This is a genomic window from Bradyrhizobium sp. UFLA05-109 (assembly GCF_054185165.1).
Genome location: NZ_JBBIAR010000061.1, coordinates 1 through 16,745, shown reverse-complemented (window position 1 = coordinate 16,745; position 16,745 = coordinate 1). Strand labels below are relative to the sequence as shown.

Sequence of the window (16,745 nt, the reverse complement as noted above, 5' to 3'; positions counted from 1 at the left end):
ATCTGGCCTATTCTTTCACGCGAACCGGTCTCCAATTCACCTGAAGGCGCATCACAGGCTTAGCTGTTCGGGCCGCGATCCATGCCGACGGGCTGCCAGCGTCGCAGCGCCGTGTTTTGCAGCACCGACGGATTGACGCAGCTTACCGGCCACATCCCCTGAAGCACCAGTGACAATTCGTAGCCCACGCGCCGCTTGCGCGCTTCGTCGAACCGTGCCGAGGCCGAGGCGACATGGGCGGTCAGCGTGACGTTCTCCATGCCGAGCAGCGGATTGTTGTGCGAGGGCGGCTCCTTCTCCAGCACGTCGAGCGCGGCATGCGCGATCCAGCCTTCCTGCAGGGCCTTGATCAGGCTCTCCTCGTCCACGGTGGTGCCGCGCCCGGTGTTGATGAAGATCGAGCCTTTCTTCATCTGGCGGAAATGCTTCTCGGTCAGCATGTGGTGGACCTCCGGCCGCGCCGGCGCGTGCATCGAGACGAAGTCCGATTGCGACAGCACCTCGTTCAGCGTCGCCGGCATCACGCCGTGATCGTACATCAGCGTTTCCTGGATGAAGGGATCATAGGCCATCATCCGCAGGCCGAAGGGGGCGGCGCGCTTGGCGACCGCGCGTGCGACGCGGCCGAAGGAGATGAAGCCGAGCGTCTGTCCCATCAGCCGCGGTATCTTCAGCAGTGCCGGCCGGCCCTCGGCCCAGCGCCCGGTGCGCACCATCCGGTCCTGCTCGACCAGGCGGCGGAAGCCCGCAAGCAGCAGCATCATCGCGTGGTCGGCGACCTCCTCGATGAAAGTATCGGGGATGTTGGTCACGGGAATGCCGCGGGCAGTTGCCGCCTTTACATCGACGCTGTCGACGCCGACGGAGCCGAGCGTGATCGCCTTGCAGTTTTCCAGCGCGTCGATGATGGCTTTGGTGATCGGGATGCCCTTGGCGTAGATCGCGTCAGCCGTTCTGGCTGCGGCGATGAACTCGGTTTCGTTGGCCGGCGCCTCGATGATCTCCGCGTCGATCGGATCGAGCGCCTCCCGCTCGAAGGAATAATCGCTTCCCGCGACCGTGAAGCTCGCGCCCTTCGGCGTCACCACCCTGAATTTCGGCATTTCCTGCTCCGATTTGGTTTGTCGGTTCTTGTTGTCTGACCCGGCCTTGACGGCCGGGCCTTTGCGTCTTTTACGCGAAATTGGGCGCGACGCGTACAATCGTCGGTTGCCGCAGACTGCGGCGTCTGCGGGTTTTCGCGTCTCCTACGGGCTTCTACGGAGCCATCGTAACAAGTTGCTAATGGGTCCCACACTAAAAATTGATTCAAATTCGATCGACCCACCCGCGTGCTCGTAATCCCCTCTATTGCCGGAGCCACTACGTGATGTTGAGCAATCTGAAGATCGCCCCCAAGCTTGGCATCCTTGTCGGTGTCACCTTGTTCGGCCTGTGCATCTCCGGGGTTCTGGCCGGCTGCTTGATGAAGCGCGAGATGGTGAACGCGCGCATCGACCAGACCAAGGCCATCGTCGACCTGGCCCGCAACTATGCGAACACCCTGGTGAAGCGGGTGAATGCCGGCGAGATGACGAAGGACGCTGCGCTGGCCGAATTCCGCCGCTACGGCAACGCAATGACCTACGACAAGAACTCGGGCTATCTGTTCGCCACCACCAGCGATGGCATCACGCAGCTCGCGCCCGATCCCAAGCAGGTCGGCACCAACCGCATGGACGTCGAGACGAATGGCCGCAAGCTCTCCAGGGAGTTCATGGACGGCGTCAAGGCCAACGGCGAAATGCTGCTCTTCTACGAATACGTGAAGCCCGGTCAGGAAAAACCGATCCGCAAGCTCGGCTATGCCGTCGCGGTTCCCGGCTTCGACATGTATCTCGGCACCGGCGCTTATCTCGAGGATATCGACGAGAAGATGGGGCCGGTCTACTGGCTGCTCGGCCTGTCGATGCTCGGCATCGTCATCGTTGCCGGCAGCGTTGCCTGGCTGCTCGGCCGCAGCATCAGCCTGCCGCTGAACAGGCTCGGCACGCGCATGAACGAGCTCGCCGACGGCAAGCTCGAGGGCGACATCCCCGGCGTCGGCCGTGGCGATGAGGTCGGTGCGATGGCTTCGACCGTGCAGATCTTCAAGGACAATGCGATCCGCATCCGCGACCTCGAGAAGACCGAGGGGATCGCCAAGGAACGCGCCGCTACGGAACGTCGCAGCGCGATGGAAGGCATCGCCAGCGATTTCGAGCGCAGTGTCAACGGCATCGTGCGTTCGGTTTCTTCGGCTGCCGCCGGCATGCAGACCACGGCGCGATCGATGACTGCGACCGCGAGCGATGCCAGCGCGCGTGCGGCCACCGTCGGCGCCGCCTCGCAAAAGGCGTCCGGCAATGTCGGCACGGTTGCGGCTGCCGCCGAAGAGCTGTCGAGTTCGGTCACCGAGATCTCGCGTCAGGTGACGCGCTCCACCGAGGTCGCGAGCAAGGCAGTCAGTGACGCCGAGCGCACCAACACCACCGTGCAGGTGCTGTCCTCCGGCGCCGAGAAGATCGGCGAGGTCGTCAAGCTCATCCACTCGATCGCGGCGCAGACCAACCTGCTGGCGCTCAATGCCACCATCGAAGCGGCGCGCGCCGGCGAATCCGGCCGCGGATTCGCGGTCGTCGCCTCCGAGGTCAAGGCGCTCGCCAACCAGACCGCGAAGGCCACCGAGGAAATCTCGGCCCAGGTCGCGGCGATGCAGACCTCGACCAGCGACGCGGTCGCCGCGATCGCCGGCATCACCCGGACGATCGCCGAGATGAGCGAGATCACCGCAGGCATTTCCGCCTCGATCGAGCAGCAGGGCGAGGCGACGCGCGAGATCGCCCGCAACATCCAGTCGGTCGCAGCCGGCTCCAGCGAGATCAACGCCCATATCGGCAGCGTGACCTCGGCGGCCGCGGCGACGGGTACGGCCGCCTCCGACGTGCTGTCGAACGCCCGCGAGCTCGACAACCAGTCCGGCGCGCTGCGCAGCGCAGTCGACGGCTTCCTCGCCAAGGTGCGGGCGGCGTAGGAATACACTCGTGCCCCGGGCACAGAATTCGTAGGGTGGGCAAAGGCGCGTGAGCGCCGTGCCCACCACTTCTTTCGAGGCTTTGGAGGCTTCATGGTGGGCACGCGGAGCCTGTCATCGGGCGCGCGTTCGCGCGACCCGGTGGCTTTGCCCACCCTACGAGAGCGTCACAGCGTCACAACTGGCCGGCGTCCCCTCACTGCTTCTCGATCTGGCTGGCGCGCTCGCGCCCTCAGCGCCGAATTATTTCGACGCCGAGCCTTGCCGAGACGCGATCACGACACCGGCGAGCACCAGCGCATAGCCGACGAGGTGGAAGGGTTGCAGCCGTTCGCCGAGCAGGAGGATCGCCATCGCTGAGCCGAACACAGGCACCAGATGAAAGAACGGCGCGGCGCGGTTCGGTCCGATCAACGCCACGCCGCGATTGAAGAAGAGATAGGCAAGCGTCGAGGGGAAAATCAGGATGTAGGCGAGTGTGGCCAACGTCGTTGCATCGGGCTTTAGGACGTTGCCCGCCGAAAACTCCCACATCGCGGCCGGCAGCAGCATCATCGCCCCGCCGCAGGTGGTGAAGGACAGGAACGAGAGCTGATGGATTTTTGGCCGCCGCGGGATGAAGGCGGAATAGAGCCCGAACGCCACCAGCGAGGAGGCGAACATGACGTCACCGCGGTTGAAGCTGATGCCGGCAAGCGCTGCGAGATTCCCGCGCAGGATGATGATGAGGACGCCGAGCAGCGAGATCGCGATGCCGGCGAATTGCGCGGCTGTCAGGCGGACGCCGAACAGCACCAGCGACCACAGCGCCACGAACAAGGGTCCGGCCGACTGGATCAGTAGCGCATTCAGCGCCTCCGTATACTGAAGGGCCCAGAACGAGATCGCATTGTTGAAGGCAAAGCCGACCAGCGACAGGAACAGCATCAGCGGCAGATGCGCGCGCAAGGCCTTCCAGTCGCGCCTCAGATGCGGCCACGAAAATGGCAGCAGGATGAGGAAGACGCCGAACCAGCGGATCGTGGTCAGCGTGAGCGGCGGCACATGCGCGCCGACATGGCGCGCGAGCACGATGTTGCCGGCCCAGAACAGCGAGCTCAGGCTCAGAAGCAGATAGGGCTGGTTGTTGAGCCAGCCGGCGGGATTCGAGGCCTGTGGCGCGGGCGAAGCGATCGTCATAGGTTTTCGTGAGGAAGCTTGCGCCGGATTGCAGCCGCGCCACAAGTCCTGCCGCCGCAATGCTACAATGCAGTGGAGATCAGGGAGGTGGCTTTGGCGGTTAATATGTTGAACATCGAGGACCTGGAGCGGCTCGATCCGCAGGCGCCCGTCGTGATGCTGAACCTGATGCGCTTCCACGAGCGCTCGCTGGATGGCGACGGTTCCGGCTGGGACGCTTATTTGCGCTACAGCGCCGTGACCGTACCGATGATCAAGGCGCGCGGCGGCACGCTGCTGTGGACCGGCGACGCCAGGACAATCGCGCTCGGGTCGCAAGCGGGCAACGACTGGGATTTCGTCGCGCTGGTCTATTATCCGTCGGTCGCAGCCTTCCTCGACATGATGACGTCGGAGCGTTACGAAAGCGAAGCCGATTCCCATCGCCGTAACGCCTGCGCCGAGCACGTGATCATTGCGACCAGCGAAGCGTACAGCAAGTTCAGGGTGAGCTAGCTCGCCTGCTTGCGTGAGGCCACGAACACGCCCGACAGGACCAGCGCAAAGCCGATGAAATGGAAGGCCTGCGGCAGTTCACCGAGAAAGATCATCGCCATGATCGAGCCGAACACCGGCACCACGTGGAAGAACGGCGCGGCGCGGTTGGCGCCGATCAGCGCAACGCCACGGTTGAAGCAGAGATAGGCGAGTGTCGAGGGAAACACCGCGACATAGACCAGCGTGAGCACGTTCGGCAGATCGAGCTTCATCAGGGGACGCTCCGACAATTCCCAGATCTCGAGCGGCACGAGGCACGCCGCGCCGCAGCCGAAGGTGAAGGCGAGGAACGACAGGCCGTGGATCGCCGGCCGCTTCAAGGTCAGCACCGAGTAAAGTGCGAAGATTACCAGCGCGACCATGAAGATCAGGTCGCCCTTGTTGAACTCGATGTTGGAGAGCGTGGTGAAATCGCCATGCAGCAGGATGGTCAGCACGCCGCAGAGCGAGAGCAGCACGCCGAACGCCTGCGCCGTGGTCAGCCGGACGCCCAGGATGATCAGCGACCACAGCGCGACGATCAGCGGCGCGGCCGATTGCAGCAGCAGCGTGTTCAGCGCCTGGGTATGCTCCAGCGCCCAATATTGCAGCGTGTTGAAGGCGCCGATGCCGGTGATCGACAGCACGATCATCAGGCCGAGCTTGCCGCGGATCGCGGGCCAGTCCTTGACCAAATGCGCCCAGGCGAACGGCAGCACCAGCAGGAAGGCGAAGAACCAGCGCAGGAAGGACAGTGTCACCGGCGGGATGTGGCCGGCGGCGAGCCGTCCGACGACGGCATTGCCAGCCCAGCACATCGCTGTGATGCTGAGCAGCAGATAGGGCTGGTTCGCGATCCAGTGTTGCCCCGGTGCGGCAATGCGCGTGGTCTGGTCGGTGGCGGACATTGTGATTGTTATGGCCCCGCGTCATGCGCCGCACCCCCGCCCGGCGCTGTCCGGGCCGGCACAGCCCGGCCCCGTTCAAAGACACGGAAATCGCGGTTGCAGCAATGGGGGGCGGATGCATCGCGACCATGCAGCGGCAGAGATCGTGTCTAGCGCTTTGGTCGAGGTCCGTGGGATGCCCTGGAAGGTTTCTGGATTTTCCGGGGATATCAAAGGCTTAAATAGTGTTTAGGATCCCCAAAAAGCCGCCTTCTTGCTTGCCTAGAGAGGCTGCTTCCGTTATCCGGTTGGCTGCCTCGCATGCGAACGGCCCCCGGCCGTGGATTGGGCTGGGCGCATCTAAATCTTGCATAGGGAATACCTGCGAATGGCCAATGTTGTCGTCGTCGGCGCCCAGTGGGGCGACGAGGGAAAGGGCAAGATCGTCGACTGGTTGTCGGAGCAGGCCGACATCGTCGTCCGTTTCCAGGGCGGTCATAACGCCGGCCATACGCTGGTCATTAATGGCGAGACCTACAAGCTCGCGCTGTTGCCCTCCGGCGTCCTGCGCGAGCACAAGCTGTCGGTGATCGGTAATGGCGTGGTGTTCGATCCGCAGGCCTTCCTCGACGAGGTCGCCAAGCTGCGGGCGCAAGGCGTTGCCGTCAGTCCGGACAATCTTCGCGTCGCCGAGAACGTCACCCTGATCCTGCCGCTGCATCGCGAGCTCGACGCGCTTCGCGAATCCTCCAATGCGGCGACCGCGATCGGTACCACGCGCCGCGGCATCGGCCCCGCCTATGAAGACAAGGTCGGCCGCCGCGCCATCCGCCTGATGGACCTCGCGGACCTCGACACGCTGCCGCACAAGATCGACCGGCTCCTTGCTCACCACAACGCATTGCGCCGCGGCCTCAATCTGCCCGAGTTCGATGGCAGGGAGATCCTGAAGGAACTGAGCGCGCTGGCGCCGCAGCTTCTGCCCTATGCCGAGACGGTGTGGCGGCTGCTCGACATCAAGCGTCGCGAAGGCAAGCGCATGCTGTTTGAGGGGGCGCAGGGCGCGCTGCTCGACGTCGATCACGGCACTTATCCTTACGTCACATCGTCCAACACCGTGGCGGCGCAGGCTGCAACCGGCGCAGGCCTCGGGCCCGGCGCGGTCGGCTATGTGCTGGGTCTGTGCAAGGCGTACACGACCCGCGTCGGCCAGGGGCCGTTCCCGACCGAGCAGGACAACGAGATCGGCCGCAAGATCGGCGAGCGTGGCCGCGAGTTCGGAACCAACACGGGGCGTCCACGCCGCTGCGGCTGGTTCGACGCCGTGCTGGTCCGTCAGGCGGTCAGGACCTGCGGCATCAACGGGCTGGCACTGACCAAGCTCGACATCCTCGACGGCTTCGATTCGATCGAGGTCTGCACCGGCTATCGGCTGGACGGCAAGGAGATCGATCATTTCCCGGCCGGCGAGGGCGCGCAGGCCCGCGTCGAGCCGATCTACGAGACCATCGAAGGCTGGAAGGAGCCGACCGCGAACGCCCGCTCCTGGGCGGATTTGCCGGCTCAGGCCATCAAATATGTGCGTCGGATCGAGGAACTGGTGGGCTGTCCGGTCGCGCTTCTTTCCACGAGCCCCGAACGTGAAGATACTATTCTGGTGCAAAACCCGTTTGAGGCTTAACGATATCTTACCGGGACAGGCGCATAGTTGAGTTGAAATGGCTGATTACTATCCGCTGATCGCCCGCGCTATTGCCGCCTTGGACCCCAATGCTCCTGGCGAAAGCCGGCGCGCGCTCTATGAACGGGCGCGTACGGCGCTGATCGCGCAGCTCCGCAGCGTGCAGCCGCCGCTCTCGGAGTCCGAGATCACCCGCGAGCGGTTGTCGCTCGAAGAGGCCGTCCGCAAGGTCGAATCGGAAGCCGCGCAGCGCGCTCGCGAGGCCTCGCGTCCCGGCGGCGGCCCTCGCACTGGCAGCGGCGGTGGCAGTGGCAGTGGCAGTGGCAGTGGCAGTGGCGATGCCTTCCGCCGGGCCAGCGCCCGCGCGGCTGAGAGCGCTCCGCCGGCCACCCCGCCTTCGGTCTCATCGTCCGCACCGCGCCCGGCGCGTCCTGTGGCGCCGCCGCCGTCGCGCAACGATCGTCCTCCGCTTGCTGGTGACGATAACGGAGATCGCGACGTCCAGCGTCAGGCCCGTCCTCCCCGTCCGCAGGCACCTCCGCCGCCTCCCATGCCCGAGCCGCCGGCAGCGCGCGATCGTTCCGCTGCGCGCCGTCCGCCGGAAGGCGCCCCACCACTGCCGCCGCAGGCGCCGGGCGTTCGCGGTTTTCGCGATATCACCGCGGATGCTGACGATCTCGGGCGGGCCGCCGCGCAGGCCAACCGTGCGGCACGCCGGACCTACGCCAACGTGCCATCGCCCTCGCCGGAGTTCGACCGGCTGGAGCCGAATCTGGAGAACCGCGGCGGCGAGCCGCCGGACGTTCCGTATTCCTATGACGAGTCGGTCGAGGAGGCCGAGCGTTATGCGCCGCGGCCGGCGGCACCGCGCCCGCACATCCCGGTCCTCGACCGCGACACCAAGAAGCGCCGTTCCGCCTTCCCGTTCAAGAGTGCGATCGCCGTCGGCATCGTGCTGATCCTGGTCGGCGCCGGCATCCTCTGGGGCAAGCAGGCGGTGCAGACCGTGAGCGGCCTGTTCAAGCCGTCCCAGACGCAGGTCGTGGAGGCGCCGAAGGATGCGTCGCAGCCGCAGACCAAACCGAAGATCCCCGATCGCGTCGGCCAGCCGTCGTCGACCGAGCAGCCGGCAGCGCCAGTGGCGCAGAAGGTCGTGCTCTATGACGAGGATCCGTCCGATCCCAAGGGCAAGCAATATGTCGGTTCCGTGGTCTGGCGGACCGAGCCGATCAAGGCCTCGGGCAACCAGAAGGCCGACATCGCCGTGCGCGCCGACATCGACATCCCCGACCGTAAGTTCAAGATGACGATGTCGTTCCGCCGCAACACCGATTCATCTCTGCCGGCGAGCCACACTGCGGAACTGACCTTCATCCTGCCGCCGGACTTCCCCGGTGGCGGCGTCGCCAACGTGCCAGGTATCCTGATGAAGTCGAACGAGCAGGCACGCGGCACGCCGCTCGCGGGCCTCGCCGTCAAGGTCACCGACGGCTTCTTCCTGGTTGGGCTCTCCAACGTCGATGCCGACCGCGCGCGCAACGTCCAGCTGCTGAAGGAGCGTTCCTGGTTCGACGTGCCGCTGGTCTACGCCAACCAGCGCCGCGCCATCATCGCGATCGAGAAGGGTGCCCCCGGCGAACGCGCCTTCAACGACGCGTTCGCGGCGTGGGGAGACTAGGGCTTCCATCCCTGCTGTCGTCATTCCGGGATGCGAGCGAAGCGCGCAGGCCCGGAACCCATTTGGCAGCGCGTTGAATGGTGAGATGGATTCCGGGCTCGCGACTTTCGTCGCGCCCCGGAATGACGATATCAATGTGTCGTCCCGCCGACCTCGATCACGCCGACCTTGTTGACGAGGCTGTTGGCCATCACCGGATTGCCGCTGCGGTCGACATCCATGTTGCGGACGATGTCGCCGCCGCCGGGAATCGCCCAGCTCTGGAATTTCTCGCTGGCGGGATCGAAGCGGACGATGGTGTTGGGTTTTGCAGCGGACTCGCTGTACCAGACCGCGCCCTTGGTGAAGACGATGCCGTAGGGCTGCGACTTCGGCCCGCTCGGTGAAGCCCATTCTTTCACCGTGCCTGTTGCGGGATCGAGCCGGCCGAGGAAGCCGCGGGCGAAATCGACATACCAGATCGCATCGTCAGGGCCGACGGCGAGCCGGCGTGGCCGGGCGGCCGCATCCGGCAACAGGTACTCGCGGATCTCCATCGTCTTCGAATCGATGGTCGCGATCTTCGGCGCGCCGAACTCGACGAACCAGACCGCGTTCTTCGCATTCACCACGATGCCGTAGGGCCGCGCATTTGCCGTCGGCGGCGTGACGAGCTTGATCTCGCCGCTCGTGGGATCGAGGCGCCCGACCTTGTTGCCGGCCTGCACGGTGAACCAGATGATGCCGTTCTGGTCGAAGACGAGCGTATGCGGATCCCTGACCGATGCATCCGGCAGCCGGTACTCTCTGACGTCGCCGGTTTTCGGATCGAGCCTGCCGATCAGCCCGGCAAAATTGCCGGTGAACCAGATGTTGCCGTCCTTGTCCTCCTTCAGTCCGTGCGGGCCGGTCTGCGGATTGAGCTTGTACTCGCGGATCGCGCCGGTAGCGGGATCGAGGTGGCCGAGCACGTTGGCGAGCTGGCCCGAGTACCACACCGATCCGTCGCGGGCGGCGAGCGGATCGTGCGGCCGCGAGCCTTCGGTGGCGACCGGCCATTCCTTGATGTCGATCTGCGTGTCGCCGGCGATCAGCACTGCTGCGGGGCGGGGCCGTTCGGGAAAGTTCTTGATGAGATAGTCGGTGATTCCGGCGACGTCCTCGGGCGGGATCGGCGCGCCGAAATTCTGCATCATGCGGATCACCGTGTGCCAGCCGTCGGGCGTGTAGCCCGCAGTCAGCCGGCCGATGTCATGGCACGAGCCGCAGATGCCGACGACGGTGCTCTTGCCGGGGCCATCCGGAAAATTGACGCCGGCCTGCTGGGCGGGCGCCGCGCAAGGCGCCAGTGCCAGCAGGGCGGCCGTGCTCACCGGGATAGCGGATTGCAGCCAGCCGCCCGCGATCAGGATCCTCGCCAAAATCCTCGCCAAAATCCTCGCCATGTCTGTTGCTCCAGCTCTCTTGGCCGGGCCTCAGCATAGCGTCGATCGCAGCAGGACGCCGCTCAACTTGCGGTGCGCGCGAGTGATCAGTTCGCGGCAGCTTCCCGCTTGCGCGCGGCAGCGGCCTCGCGGTCCATCACGGCGCGGCAGCCCGGGCTGACATGGTGCTTGTTGCGGACCATGCAGGCAGTGACCCGGGAGATCGAGGGGATTTCGCTGGCGCACAGCCGCATGGCGTCGCCGGTGCACATCTGTTGCGCCTCGGATGAGAAGGCGAGGCCGGGTGCTGCGTGAAGCACGGTGGCAGTTGCGGTAATGGCGGCGAGAGTGGCGATCTTCCCGATCCGGTAACTGAACATGTGAGATGCATCCCCAAAGATTTTGGCGGTGTTGGCCGCTTGTCTATTGGAGGCGCCGCACGCGGCTTGCGCTGCCGCACGTCAGGTCCAACACGCGGGGAGATGCCCCCGGTGTGGTTGCTCGATTACGCTTGAGATTTCGAATCGAAAGTGCTGCGCCGCCCCGATTCGATTATGCGCGAATGCCGCGAAGCTTCAATGGTTCGTGTGAACGATTTCACGATTGTTGCGCGTTCGTCACGGCAACAGTTGCCTCACGCGTTAGTCGAGGACGCATCAGCGAGAGCTGCGGCATGCTCCTCGAGCGCCGTGACGCCTTTGGACGTCAGCTCGAACAAGTCTCCGTCCTTCATGACGTAGCCTTCGATGATGAGTCCCTCGACCTCGCCATGGCGGTCGTCGGCGAAGGCGATGGACTGGCTGATGTCTTTCAGGATCGCGAGCTGGTCATCGCGCAGCATGGTGGCATCTCCGTCTTGCGGCGCCGCAAGCGCCTCACATGCCGTGGCTCTCGAACACCTTGCGGCAGGAATGCGACAGCCTGGCCCGGTTGGCTTGCAGGCAGGACTGGACCGCGCCGTCATTGCCGAGATCCTTGCGGCACAGGCGAGAGGCGTCGCGCGAGCAGGCCTGCTGCTCGCCAGGGGTTCCGGCATGGCCCTGTGCGAGGGCCGGCAGGCTTGAGAAGCCGGATGCAGTGAGCGTGATCGTTGCCAGGAAAAGGGTCATCCAACGCATGGCCAAATCCAATCTCCGGAGAGGACAGACACGAGAGCCGTTCACAGAACCCATCCGCCTGCCACTTGTTCCCCGGGGGCGTCCGCCCCGACTCGGCTATTCAACCTTCTCAAGGCGCTGCTATAACGGGGGCGGGTCTTGAGGTAAGGGGTGCTTGATGAAACGCTATCTGGTTTTTGCGCTGGTGGGGCCGTTTGTCGGCGGATTCCTGCTGTTGCTGACGACGACCTACCAGTCCGGCTATTGGACCCAGACCAATCTGGGCGAGGTCGGCAAGCTGTTCGTGGTGTTCTTCAAGACCCTGCAATACAGCTATCTGTTTGGCTTCCTGCCGTCGTTGATGATCGGCGCGGTCGACGACATCCTGTTTCACGTCAAGCGGATCGGGCCGGTGCTGCGGATGCTGCTGGTCGGCCTGTTCGCGTTCATCCTCGCCGCCCTCACCTATGGCTCGCGCGGGGCCGACACCGGCGCGGTGCAATGGGTTCTCTACGGCCTCGTCGGTTTCGTGCCGAGCGTGATTTCGTCCTGGCTCGTACATAAATATGTCGAGGAGCCGCAACCGGCTCCGGCGCCGACCTGAGGGCAGGGGCGGCGTTTGGGCGCGGCGCAGCAACCGAAGCGGTGCATGCGCGTTTGCCTCAAGCGATGACGCTCAACGAATGACGATGTCTGACGACGATATTCTTGCAACGCGCCGTCCCCGCTCGGGGAGGACCTCCCGCGCGGCCTTCTCGGGTGATGAGGCACGCGGGCCGATCATCGATCAGGACGGCCGCGAGATCCGTCCCGAGACGCTCGAAGAGGGCTTTCGCGAATTCGGTTTCGAGTTCGGCAGCGCCAATCCTTTTGGCAAGCTGACGCGCGAGCAGCGGCTGGCGCGGTTCGAGGCGATCGCAAAGCTGCTCGACGTCGCCTTCATCATGCCCGGCACCAATATCCGCTACGGCATCGACGGCCTGATCGGCCTGATCCCCGTCGTCGGCGACATCATCACCACTGCAATCTCATTGTGGCTGGTGCGCGAGGCCCGCGCGCTCGGCGCGCCCTGGTACGTCACGGCGCGGATGCTGGGCAATGTCGCGGTCGACGGCGTGGTCGGCATGGTGCCGTTCGCAGGCGATGCCTTCGACGTCATGTTCCGCGCCAATATGCGCAACGTCCGCCTGTTGCGCCGCTGGCTGGACAAGCAGCCGCGCTAGAGCATGATCCGGAAAAGTGTGAAGCGGTTTTCCGAAAAGATCATGCTCAAACAACAACCTAAAGCGCGATGACGATTCATCCTGATCTCATCGCGCTTTAGATGCGAAAAGCGCGGTAACCTTTCGGCTACCGCGCTCATTGCGCATCGGAGGATGAGTAAAGCTTACGCCGCGTCGGCGTCGGTGTTCGCGGCCGGCTTGCGGCGGCGCGGCAGCGGAAACGCCTCGCTCTCATAGAGCGAGCGGATGCCGTTCTGGTCGAAGCGGGCTTCCTCGACCTGCAGGTACGCGCCGTTCAGCGAGTCCGTCGGCAATTCCTCGATCGCGAAGCGCACGGCTTCGGCCGCGGTGCCAAACCGCCGATAGGTGAAGCCCGCACGCTTCTTCTTGCGGATCGCGGCGGGGAAAAGCTCGGCGGAGGTATTGAAGTTGAACGGACGCAGTGGACGCATGGTCAAAGACCTCGTGATCTTCTTCGGTTTCAGGCGCGTGTGGGGTTTTTGAGCGAGGGCCGCAACCGGGCGGCCATGTCATTCTTCGCCCCCTAATATAGGCCGATTTGACAGAAATGCGACCCCTGCGAACGCAGATGATGAATCCGCGCATGGCAGCTCCGCAAAGCAAATAAGTTTAATTAATTCAATGGTTTGATTGGTTTACAGCTTGCCCAGAAGCAATAACACGATCAGCACCACCAGGACTACGCCGCCAATCCCCATGCCGGAATGGCCCATGCCGTAGCCATAGCCGCCGAACCGACCGGACATGCCGCCCAGGAGATAGATGATCACGAGGATGATCAGGATGGTTCCGAGGGTCATGGCGTCCTCCCTGACGGTGCGCCGGAATGCGCCCTCCGGCCGCACCGTCAGAAGAGAAAAGCACATCCGGCCGCCGGGTTCCACGCCGGAACCCGGCTCTTGCCATTATCTCGGCTTGAGCTTCAGCGCCGCCGAATTGATGCAATAGCGCAGCCCCGTCGGTCCCGGGCCGTCTGGGAAGACGTGGCCGAGATGGCCGCTGCATTTGGAGCACAGCACTTCGGTGCGGATCATGCCGTGGCTCTGGTCCGTCTCCTCGTCGATATGGCTCTCGACCGCCGGCTGGGTGAAGCTCGGCCAGCCGCAGCCGGAATCGAACTTGGCATCCGACTCGAACAGCACGTTGCCGCAGCCGGCGCAGACGTAAGTGCCGGCGCGATGGTCGTGCTCGTACTCGCCCGAGAAGGGACGTTCGGTCGCCTTTTCGCGAAGGACCGCATACTGCATCGGCGTGAGCTCGCGCCGCCACTGCTCCTCGCTCTTGGTGACCTTGGTTTCGTTCGCGGGTGTTTTGGTGTCGGGCATGGATCTCCCGTTCAGCTAATGGTTTCGCAATCAGTTGGTGGCCTTGCTGGCGCTGACCAGCGTCGGCTTCTCGATATAGTCATCCGCGAACAGCTTTTTCAGGTTCTCGACCTTCGGGATGTCGTTCCAGGCGATGTAAGGCTGGTTCGGGTGCAGGGTCAGATAATCCTGGTGATAGCCTTCCGCCGGATAGAACGCCTCCAGCGCGCCGACCTTGGTCACGATCGGCTTGCTGAAGACCTTGGCGGCGTTGAGCTGCGCGATATAACCGTCCGCGATCTTCTTCTGCTCGTCGGACGTGGTGAAGATCGCCGAGCGATATTGCGTGCCGGTGTCGGGCCCCTGGCGGTTGAGCTGGGTCGGATCGTGGACGACCGAGAAGAAGATCTGCAGGATCTTGCCGTAGGAGATCTTCTTCGGATCGTATTTGATCTCGACCGATTCCGCGTGGCCCGTCGTGCCCGACGAGACCGTGTGATAATCGGCCGTCGCCTTGGTGCCGCCGGCATAGCCGGAGACCGCGTTGACGACACCGGCGGTGTGCTGGAACACGCCCTGCACGCCCCAGAAGCAGCCGCCGGCGACGACCGCGGTCTGGATACCGCTTGCAGGTGCAGCGTCGACGGCGGGAGCGGGGATCACCACCGCATCTTCCGCGGCCCGCGAGGGCGCGGCGAAGGCCAGCGCCAGCGCGGCGGTGGCGGCGAGGAGGGGGAGGGAATGGAAGGCGGGTCGGCTCATGGCGGATCCTCGTTCGGTCGGTGCGACAGTCTAGGGTGGTTGAGGCCGGGCGAACAGCCTGCCCGGCCCGGCATTCGGGCTTGCCCTAGATACGGGCGGACGGGCGCGGGTGTTACGCGCGACCAGACACGAGCCCGTGAAGAAGGCATTGCTAGAGCATGATCCGGAAAAGTGTGGAGCGGTTCTCCGAAAAGATCATGCTCAAACAACAACCTAAAGCGCGATGACGATTCATCCTAATTTCATCGCGCTTTAGCGTCGCCGGAACGGGAGAGTTGGGCCGGGATGAACCCCTCCCTTTGATGCCCGACATAGGAATAGAATGAGTGGCGGTGGAGCTTGTTCGACGAAAATGTTGCGCGTCGTTTCCCTGATCCTTCTCATCCTGCTGTCATCTGCGCCGGCCGTCCTGGCCGACCCTCGGCTTGGCGATGATCTCGAGACCTGCCGCGAGCGCAGGCTTGACCTGCCGACGCGGTTCGCGGCGTGCGAAAACCTGCTCGGCTCGGATCGCGTGACCGGGAAGGACAAGGCCGTCGCGCTGACCGTGCGGGGCTTCACGCTTCTGAACAGGCGCGACTTCGACCACGCCCTCGAAGCCTTTGCCGCGGCGCGCGACGCCGATCCCGACAACATGGTCGCGCTCGACGGCCAGGCCCAAGCCCACCAGCGCAAGGGCCAGGACGATCTCGCGATGGCCGACTACAACCTCGCTCTCCAGAAGCGCCCCAACTATGGCGCCGCCTATAACGACCGCGGCACGCTGTACTTGCGCAAGGGCGCACTCCAGAGCGCGCTCGACGATTTCAATCTCGCGATCAAATACACGCCCAATCTGCTGGTCGGTCACACCAACCGCGCGCGGACGCGGACTTTCATGAAGAATTATGACGGCGCGCTCGCCGACTTTGCCGACGCGCAGAAGATCGATCCGAATGCGCTGCAAATTCCCAACCATCGCTGCGTGACCTTTGCCGCTATGCGGCACTTCGACGAGGCGCTCGCCGATTGCAACAGCATGCTGGAGAAGCAGCCGAAGAACCAGTACGCGCTCGCCAACCGCGCCGACACCTACCTCGCCAAGGGCGACCTCGACTCCGCACTCAAGGACTACAACGCAATCCTCGAGATGAATCCGAACAACGTCCGCGCCCATGCCGGCCGCGGCCAGGTGTTCGAGCGCAAGCAGGATCTCGCGCAGGCGCGCGCCGACTACCGCGCCGCCGCCTTCGCGCTCACCCCGTTCGACGAGATCGACGTCGCGATGGCGCGCACCGGCGCGCGGGGCCGACTGGCCGTGCTCGAACCGAAGACGCCTTCGACGACGCGTTCGACGCTGCGCCGTGTGGCGCTGGTGATCGGCAACGGCGCCTACCGCAACGTTCATGCGCTCTCCAATCCGCCGCGTGACGCCAAGCTGATCGCCAGCGCGCTGCGCGACGTCGGTTTCCAAACCGTCACGATCTCGACTGATCTTTCCCGGAACCAGTTCTTCGAGACGCTGCGCACCTTCGCGGCGGATGCGGAGAAAGCCGATTGGGCCGTGGTCTACTATGCCGGCCATGGCTTCGAGATCGGCGGCGTCAACTATCTCGTGCCGGTCGATGCAAGGCTCGCGGTCGACAAGGACGCGGAGACCGAAGCCGTGGCGCTGGAGCAGGTGATCGCGGCGGTCGGTGGCGCGCACAAGCTGCGGCTCGTGATCCTCGATGCCTGTCGCGACAATCCCTTCGCGCCGACCCATGCAGCACACGCTGGCGCTCAAGCTGGTCGACAAGGGTTTTTCCAACATCGAGCCCGGCGTCGGCTTCATGGTGGTCTACGCCGCCAAGCACGGCGAGACCGCGATGGACGGCGACGGCAACAGTAGAAGGCCTTGAAGAGGTCGGCCCGGCGAACCGCGTTGAGAGCGGCCATGTAGAGGGCATCGCGAACGCGCTTT

17 protein-coding genes and 1 pseudogene are annotated in these 16,745 nt (G+C 64.4%); 7 read left to right on the top strand and 11 right to left on the bottom strand.

All coding sequences use genetic code 11. From position 1 onward, the window contains the following. Positions 1 to 59: 59 nt before the first annotated feature. Positions 60 to 1,103, bottom strand: a complete 1,044-nt coding sequence (locus Q3C01_RS33920) for a C-terminal binding protein (protein ID WP_458149618.1) — start codon at positions 1,101 to 1,103, stop codon at positions 60 to 62. Positions 1,104 to 1,366: 263 nt separating this feature from the next. Here Q3C01_RS33920 and Q3C01_RS33915 point away from each other — a divergent pair, with 263 nt between their 5' ends. Next, positions 1,367 to 3,052, top strand: coding sequence for a methyl-accepting chemotaxis protein (locus Q3C01_RS33915; RefSeq protein WP_458149617.1), 1,686 nt, complete (start codon positions 1,367 to 1,369; stop codon positions 3,050 to 3,052). Positions 3,053 to 3,295: 243 nt separating this feature from the next. On the opposite strand, the gene Q3C01_RS33910 is transcribed toward Q3C01_RS33915, so the two are convergent. Next, positions 3,296 to 4,231 (bottom strand): DMT family transporter, encoded by a 936-nt coding sequence (locus Q3C01_RS33910; protein WP_458149616.1) that lies wholly within the window; start codon positions 4,229 to 4,231, stop codon positions 3,296 to 3,298. A gap of 105 nt (positions 4,232 to 4,336) precedes the next feature. Between Q3C01_RS33910 and Q3C01_RS33905 the strand changes: the two genes are divergently transcribed. Beyond that, complete coding sequence (locus tag Q3C01_RS33905; RefSeq protein ID WP_458149655.1) at positions 4,337 to 4,726, top strand: DUF1330 domain-containing protein; 390 nt, start codon at positions 4,337 to 4,339, stop codon at positions 4,724 to 4,726. Here Q3C01_RS33905 and Q3C01_RS33900 read toward each other — a convergent pair. Beyond that, positions 4,723 to 5,655 carry a DMT family transporter gene (locus tag Q3C01_RS33900; protein ID WP_458149615.1) on the bottom strand — a complete coding sequence of 311 codons (933 nt, stop codon included), beginning with the start codon at positions 5,653 to 5,655 and terminating at the stop codon, positions 4,723 to 4,725. The two genes, Q3C01_RS33905 and Q3C01_RS33900, sit on opposite strands and share 4 nt — an antisense overlap. Before the next feature lie 367 nt (positions 5,656 to 6,022). On the opposite strand from Q3C01_RS33900, the gene Q3C01_RS33895 reads away from it, so the two are divergent. Together Q3C01_RS33895 and Q3C01_RS33890 are read left to right on the top strand one after the other, a co-directional pair. Continuing rightward, positions 6,023 to 7,315, top strand: coding sequence for an adenylosuccinate synthase (locus Q3C01_RS33895; RefSeq protein WP_458149614.1), 1,293 nt, complete (start codon positions 6,023 to 6,025; stop codon positions 7,313 to 7,315). Positions 7,316 to 7,352: 37 nt separating this feature from the next. Continuing rightward, positions 7,353 to 8,993, top strand: a complete 1,641-nt coding sequence (locus tag Q3C01_RS33890; protein ID WP_458149613.1) for a hypothetical protein — start codon at positions 7,353 to 7,355, stop codon at positions 8,991 to 8,993. Positions 8,994 to 9,124: 131 nt separating this feature from the next. On the opposite strand, the gene Q3C01_RS33885 is transcribed toward Q3C01_RS33890, so the two are convergent. The 4 genes from Q3C01_RS33885 to Q3C01_RS33870 all read right to left on the bottom strand — a co-directional run bounded on the left by Q3C01_RS33885 (position 9,125) and on the right by Q3C01_RS33870 (position 11,514). Then, the gene (locus Q3C01_RS33885) at positions 9,125 to 10,417 is read right to left on the bottom strand and encodes a virginiamycin B lyase family protein (RefSeq protein ID WP_458149612.1); all 1,293 of its coding nucleotides are present in this window, start codon (positions 10,415 to 10,417) and stop codon (positions 9,125 to 9,127) included. 86 nt (positions 10,418 to 10,503) lie between these two features. After that, positions 10,504 to 10,776 (bottom strand): hypothetical protein, encoded by a 273-nt coding sequence (locus tag Q3C01_RS33880; RefSeq protein ID WP_458149611.1) that lies wholly within the window; start codon positions 10,774 to 10,776, stop codon positions 10,504 to 10,506. A gap of 254 nt (positions 10,777 to 11,030) precedes the next feature. Then, positions 11,031 to 11,237: a hypothetical protein gene (locus Q3C01_RS33875; protein WP_458149610.1), complete on the bottom strand. Its 207-nt coding sequence runs from the start codon at positions 11,235 to 11,237 to the stop codon at positions 11,031 to 11,033. Positions 11,238 to 11,271: 34 nt separating this feature from the next. After that, positions 11,272 to 11,514, bottom strand: a complete 243-nt coding sequence (locus tag Q3C01_RS33870) for a hypothetical protein (RefSeq protein WP_458149609.1) — start codon at positions 11,512 to 11,514, stop codon at positions 11,272 to 11,274. Between the two features lie 157 nt (positions 11,515 to 11,671). On the opposite strand from Q3C01_RS33870, the gene Q3C01_RS33865 reads away from it, so the two are divergent. Continuing rightward, complete coding sequence (locus Q3C01_RS33865) at positions 11,672 to 12,097, top strand: DUF5413 family protein (RefSeq protein WP_458149608.1); 426 nt, start codon at positions 11,672 to 11,674, stop codon at positions 12,095 to 12,097. A gap of 79 nt (positions 12,098 to 12,176) precedes the next feature. After that, positions 12,177 to 12,716 carry a DUF4112 domain-containing protein gene (locus Q3C01_RS33860; protein ID WP_458149607.1) on the top strand — a complete coding sequence of 180 codons (540 nt, stop codon included), beginning with the start codon at positions 12,177 to 12,179 and terminating at the stop codon, positions 12,714 to 12,716. Between the two features lie 164 nt (positions 12,717 to 12,880). On the opposite strand, the gene Q3C01_RS33855 is transcribed toward Q3C01_RS33860, so the two are convergent. The 4 genes from Q3C01_RS33855 to msrA form a co-directional block, all read right to left on the bottom strand. Then, the gene (locus tag Q3C01_RS33855; RefSeq protein WP_027523175.1) at positions 12,881 to 13,168 is read right to left on the bottom strand and encodes a hypothetical protein; all 288 of its coding nucleotides are present in this window, start codon (positions 13,166 to 13,168) and stop codon (positions 12,881 to 12,883) included. Positions 13,169 to 13,372: 204 nt separating this feature from the next. Continuing rightward, on the bottom strand, positions 13,373 to 13,537 hold the full coding sequence (locus Q3C01_RS33850) for a DUF3309 family protein (RefSeq protein ID WP_080586674.1): 165 nt from the start codon (positions 13,535 to 13,537) through the stop codon (positions 13,373 to 13,375). A gap of 105 nt (positions 13,538 to 13,642) precedes the next feature. Next, on the bottom strand, positions 13,643 to 14,062 hold the full coding sequence (msrB, locus tag Q3C01_RS33845; RefSeq protein ID WP_458149606.1) for a peptide-methionine (R)-S-oxide reductase MsrB: 420 nt from the start codon (positions 14,060 to 14,062) through the stop codon (positions 13,643 to 13,645). A 30-nt stretch (positions 14,063 to 14,092) separates the two neighbouring features. Next, positions 14,093 to 14,803: a peptide-methionine (S)-S-oxide reductase MsrA gene (gene msrA / locus Q3C01_RS33840; protein WP_458149605.1), complete on the bottom strand. Its 711-nt coding sequence runs from the start codon at positions 14,801 to 14,803 to the stop codon at positions 14,093 to 14,095. Between the two features lie 352 nt (positions 14,804 to 15,155). Between msrA and Q3C01_RS33835 the strand changes: the two are divergent. Beyond that, positions 15,156 to 16,680: pseudogene (locus tag Q3C01_RS33835) on the top strand (tetratricopeptide repeat protein); the annotation flags it as partial. Positions 16,681 to 16,745 lie beyond the last annotated feature (65 nt).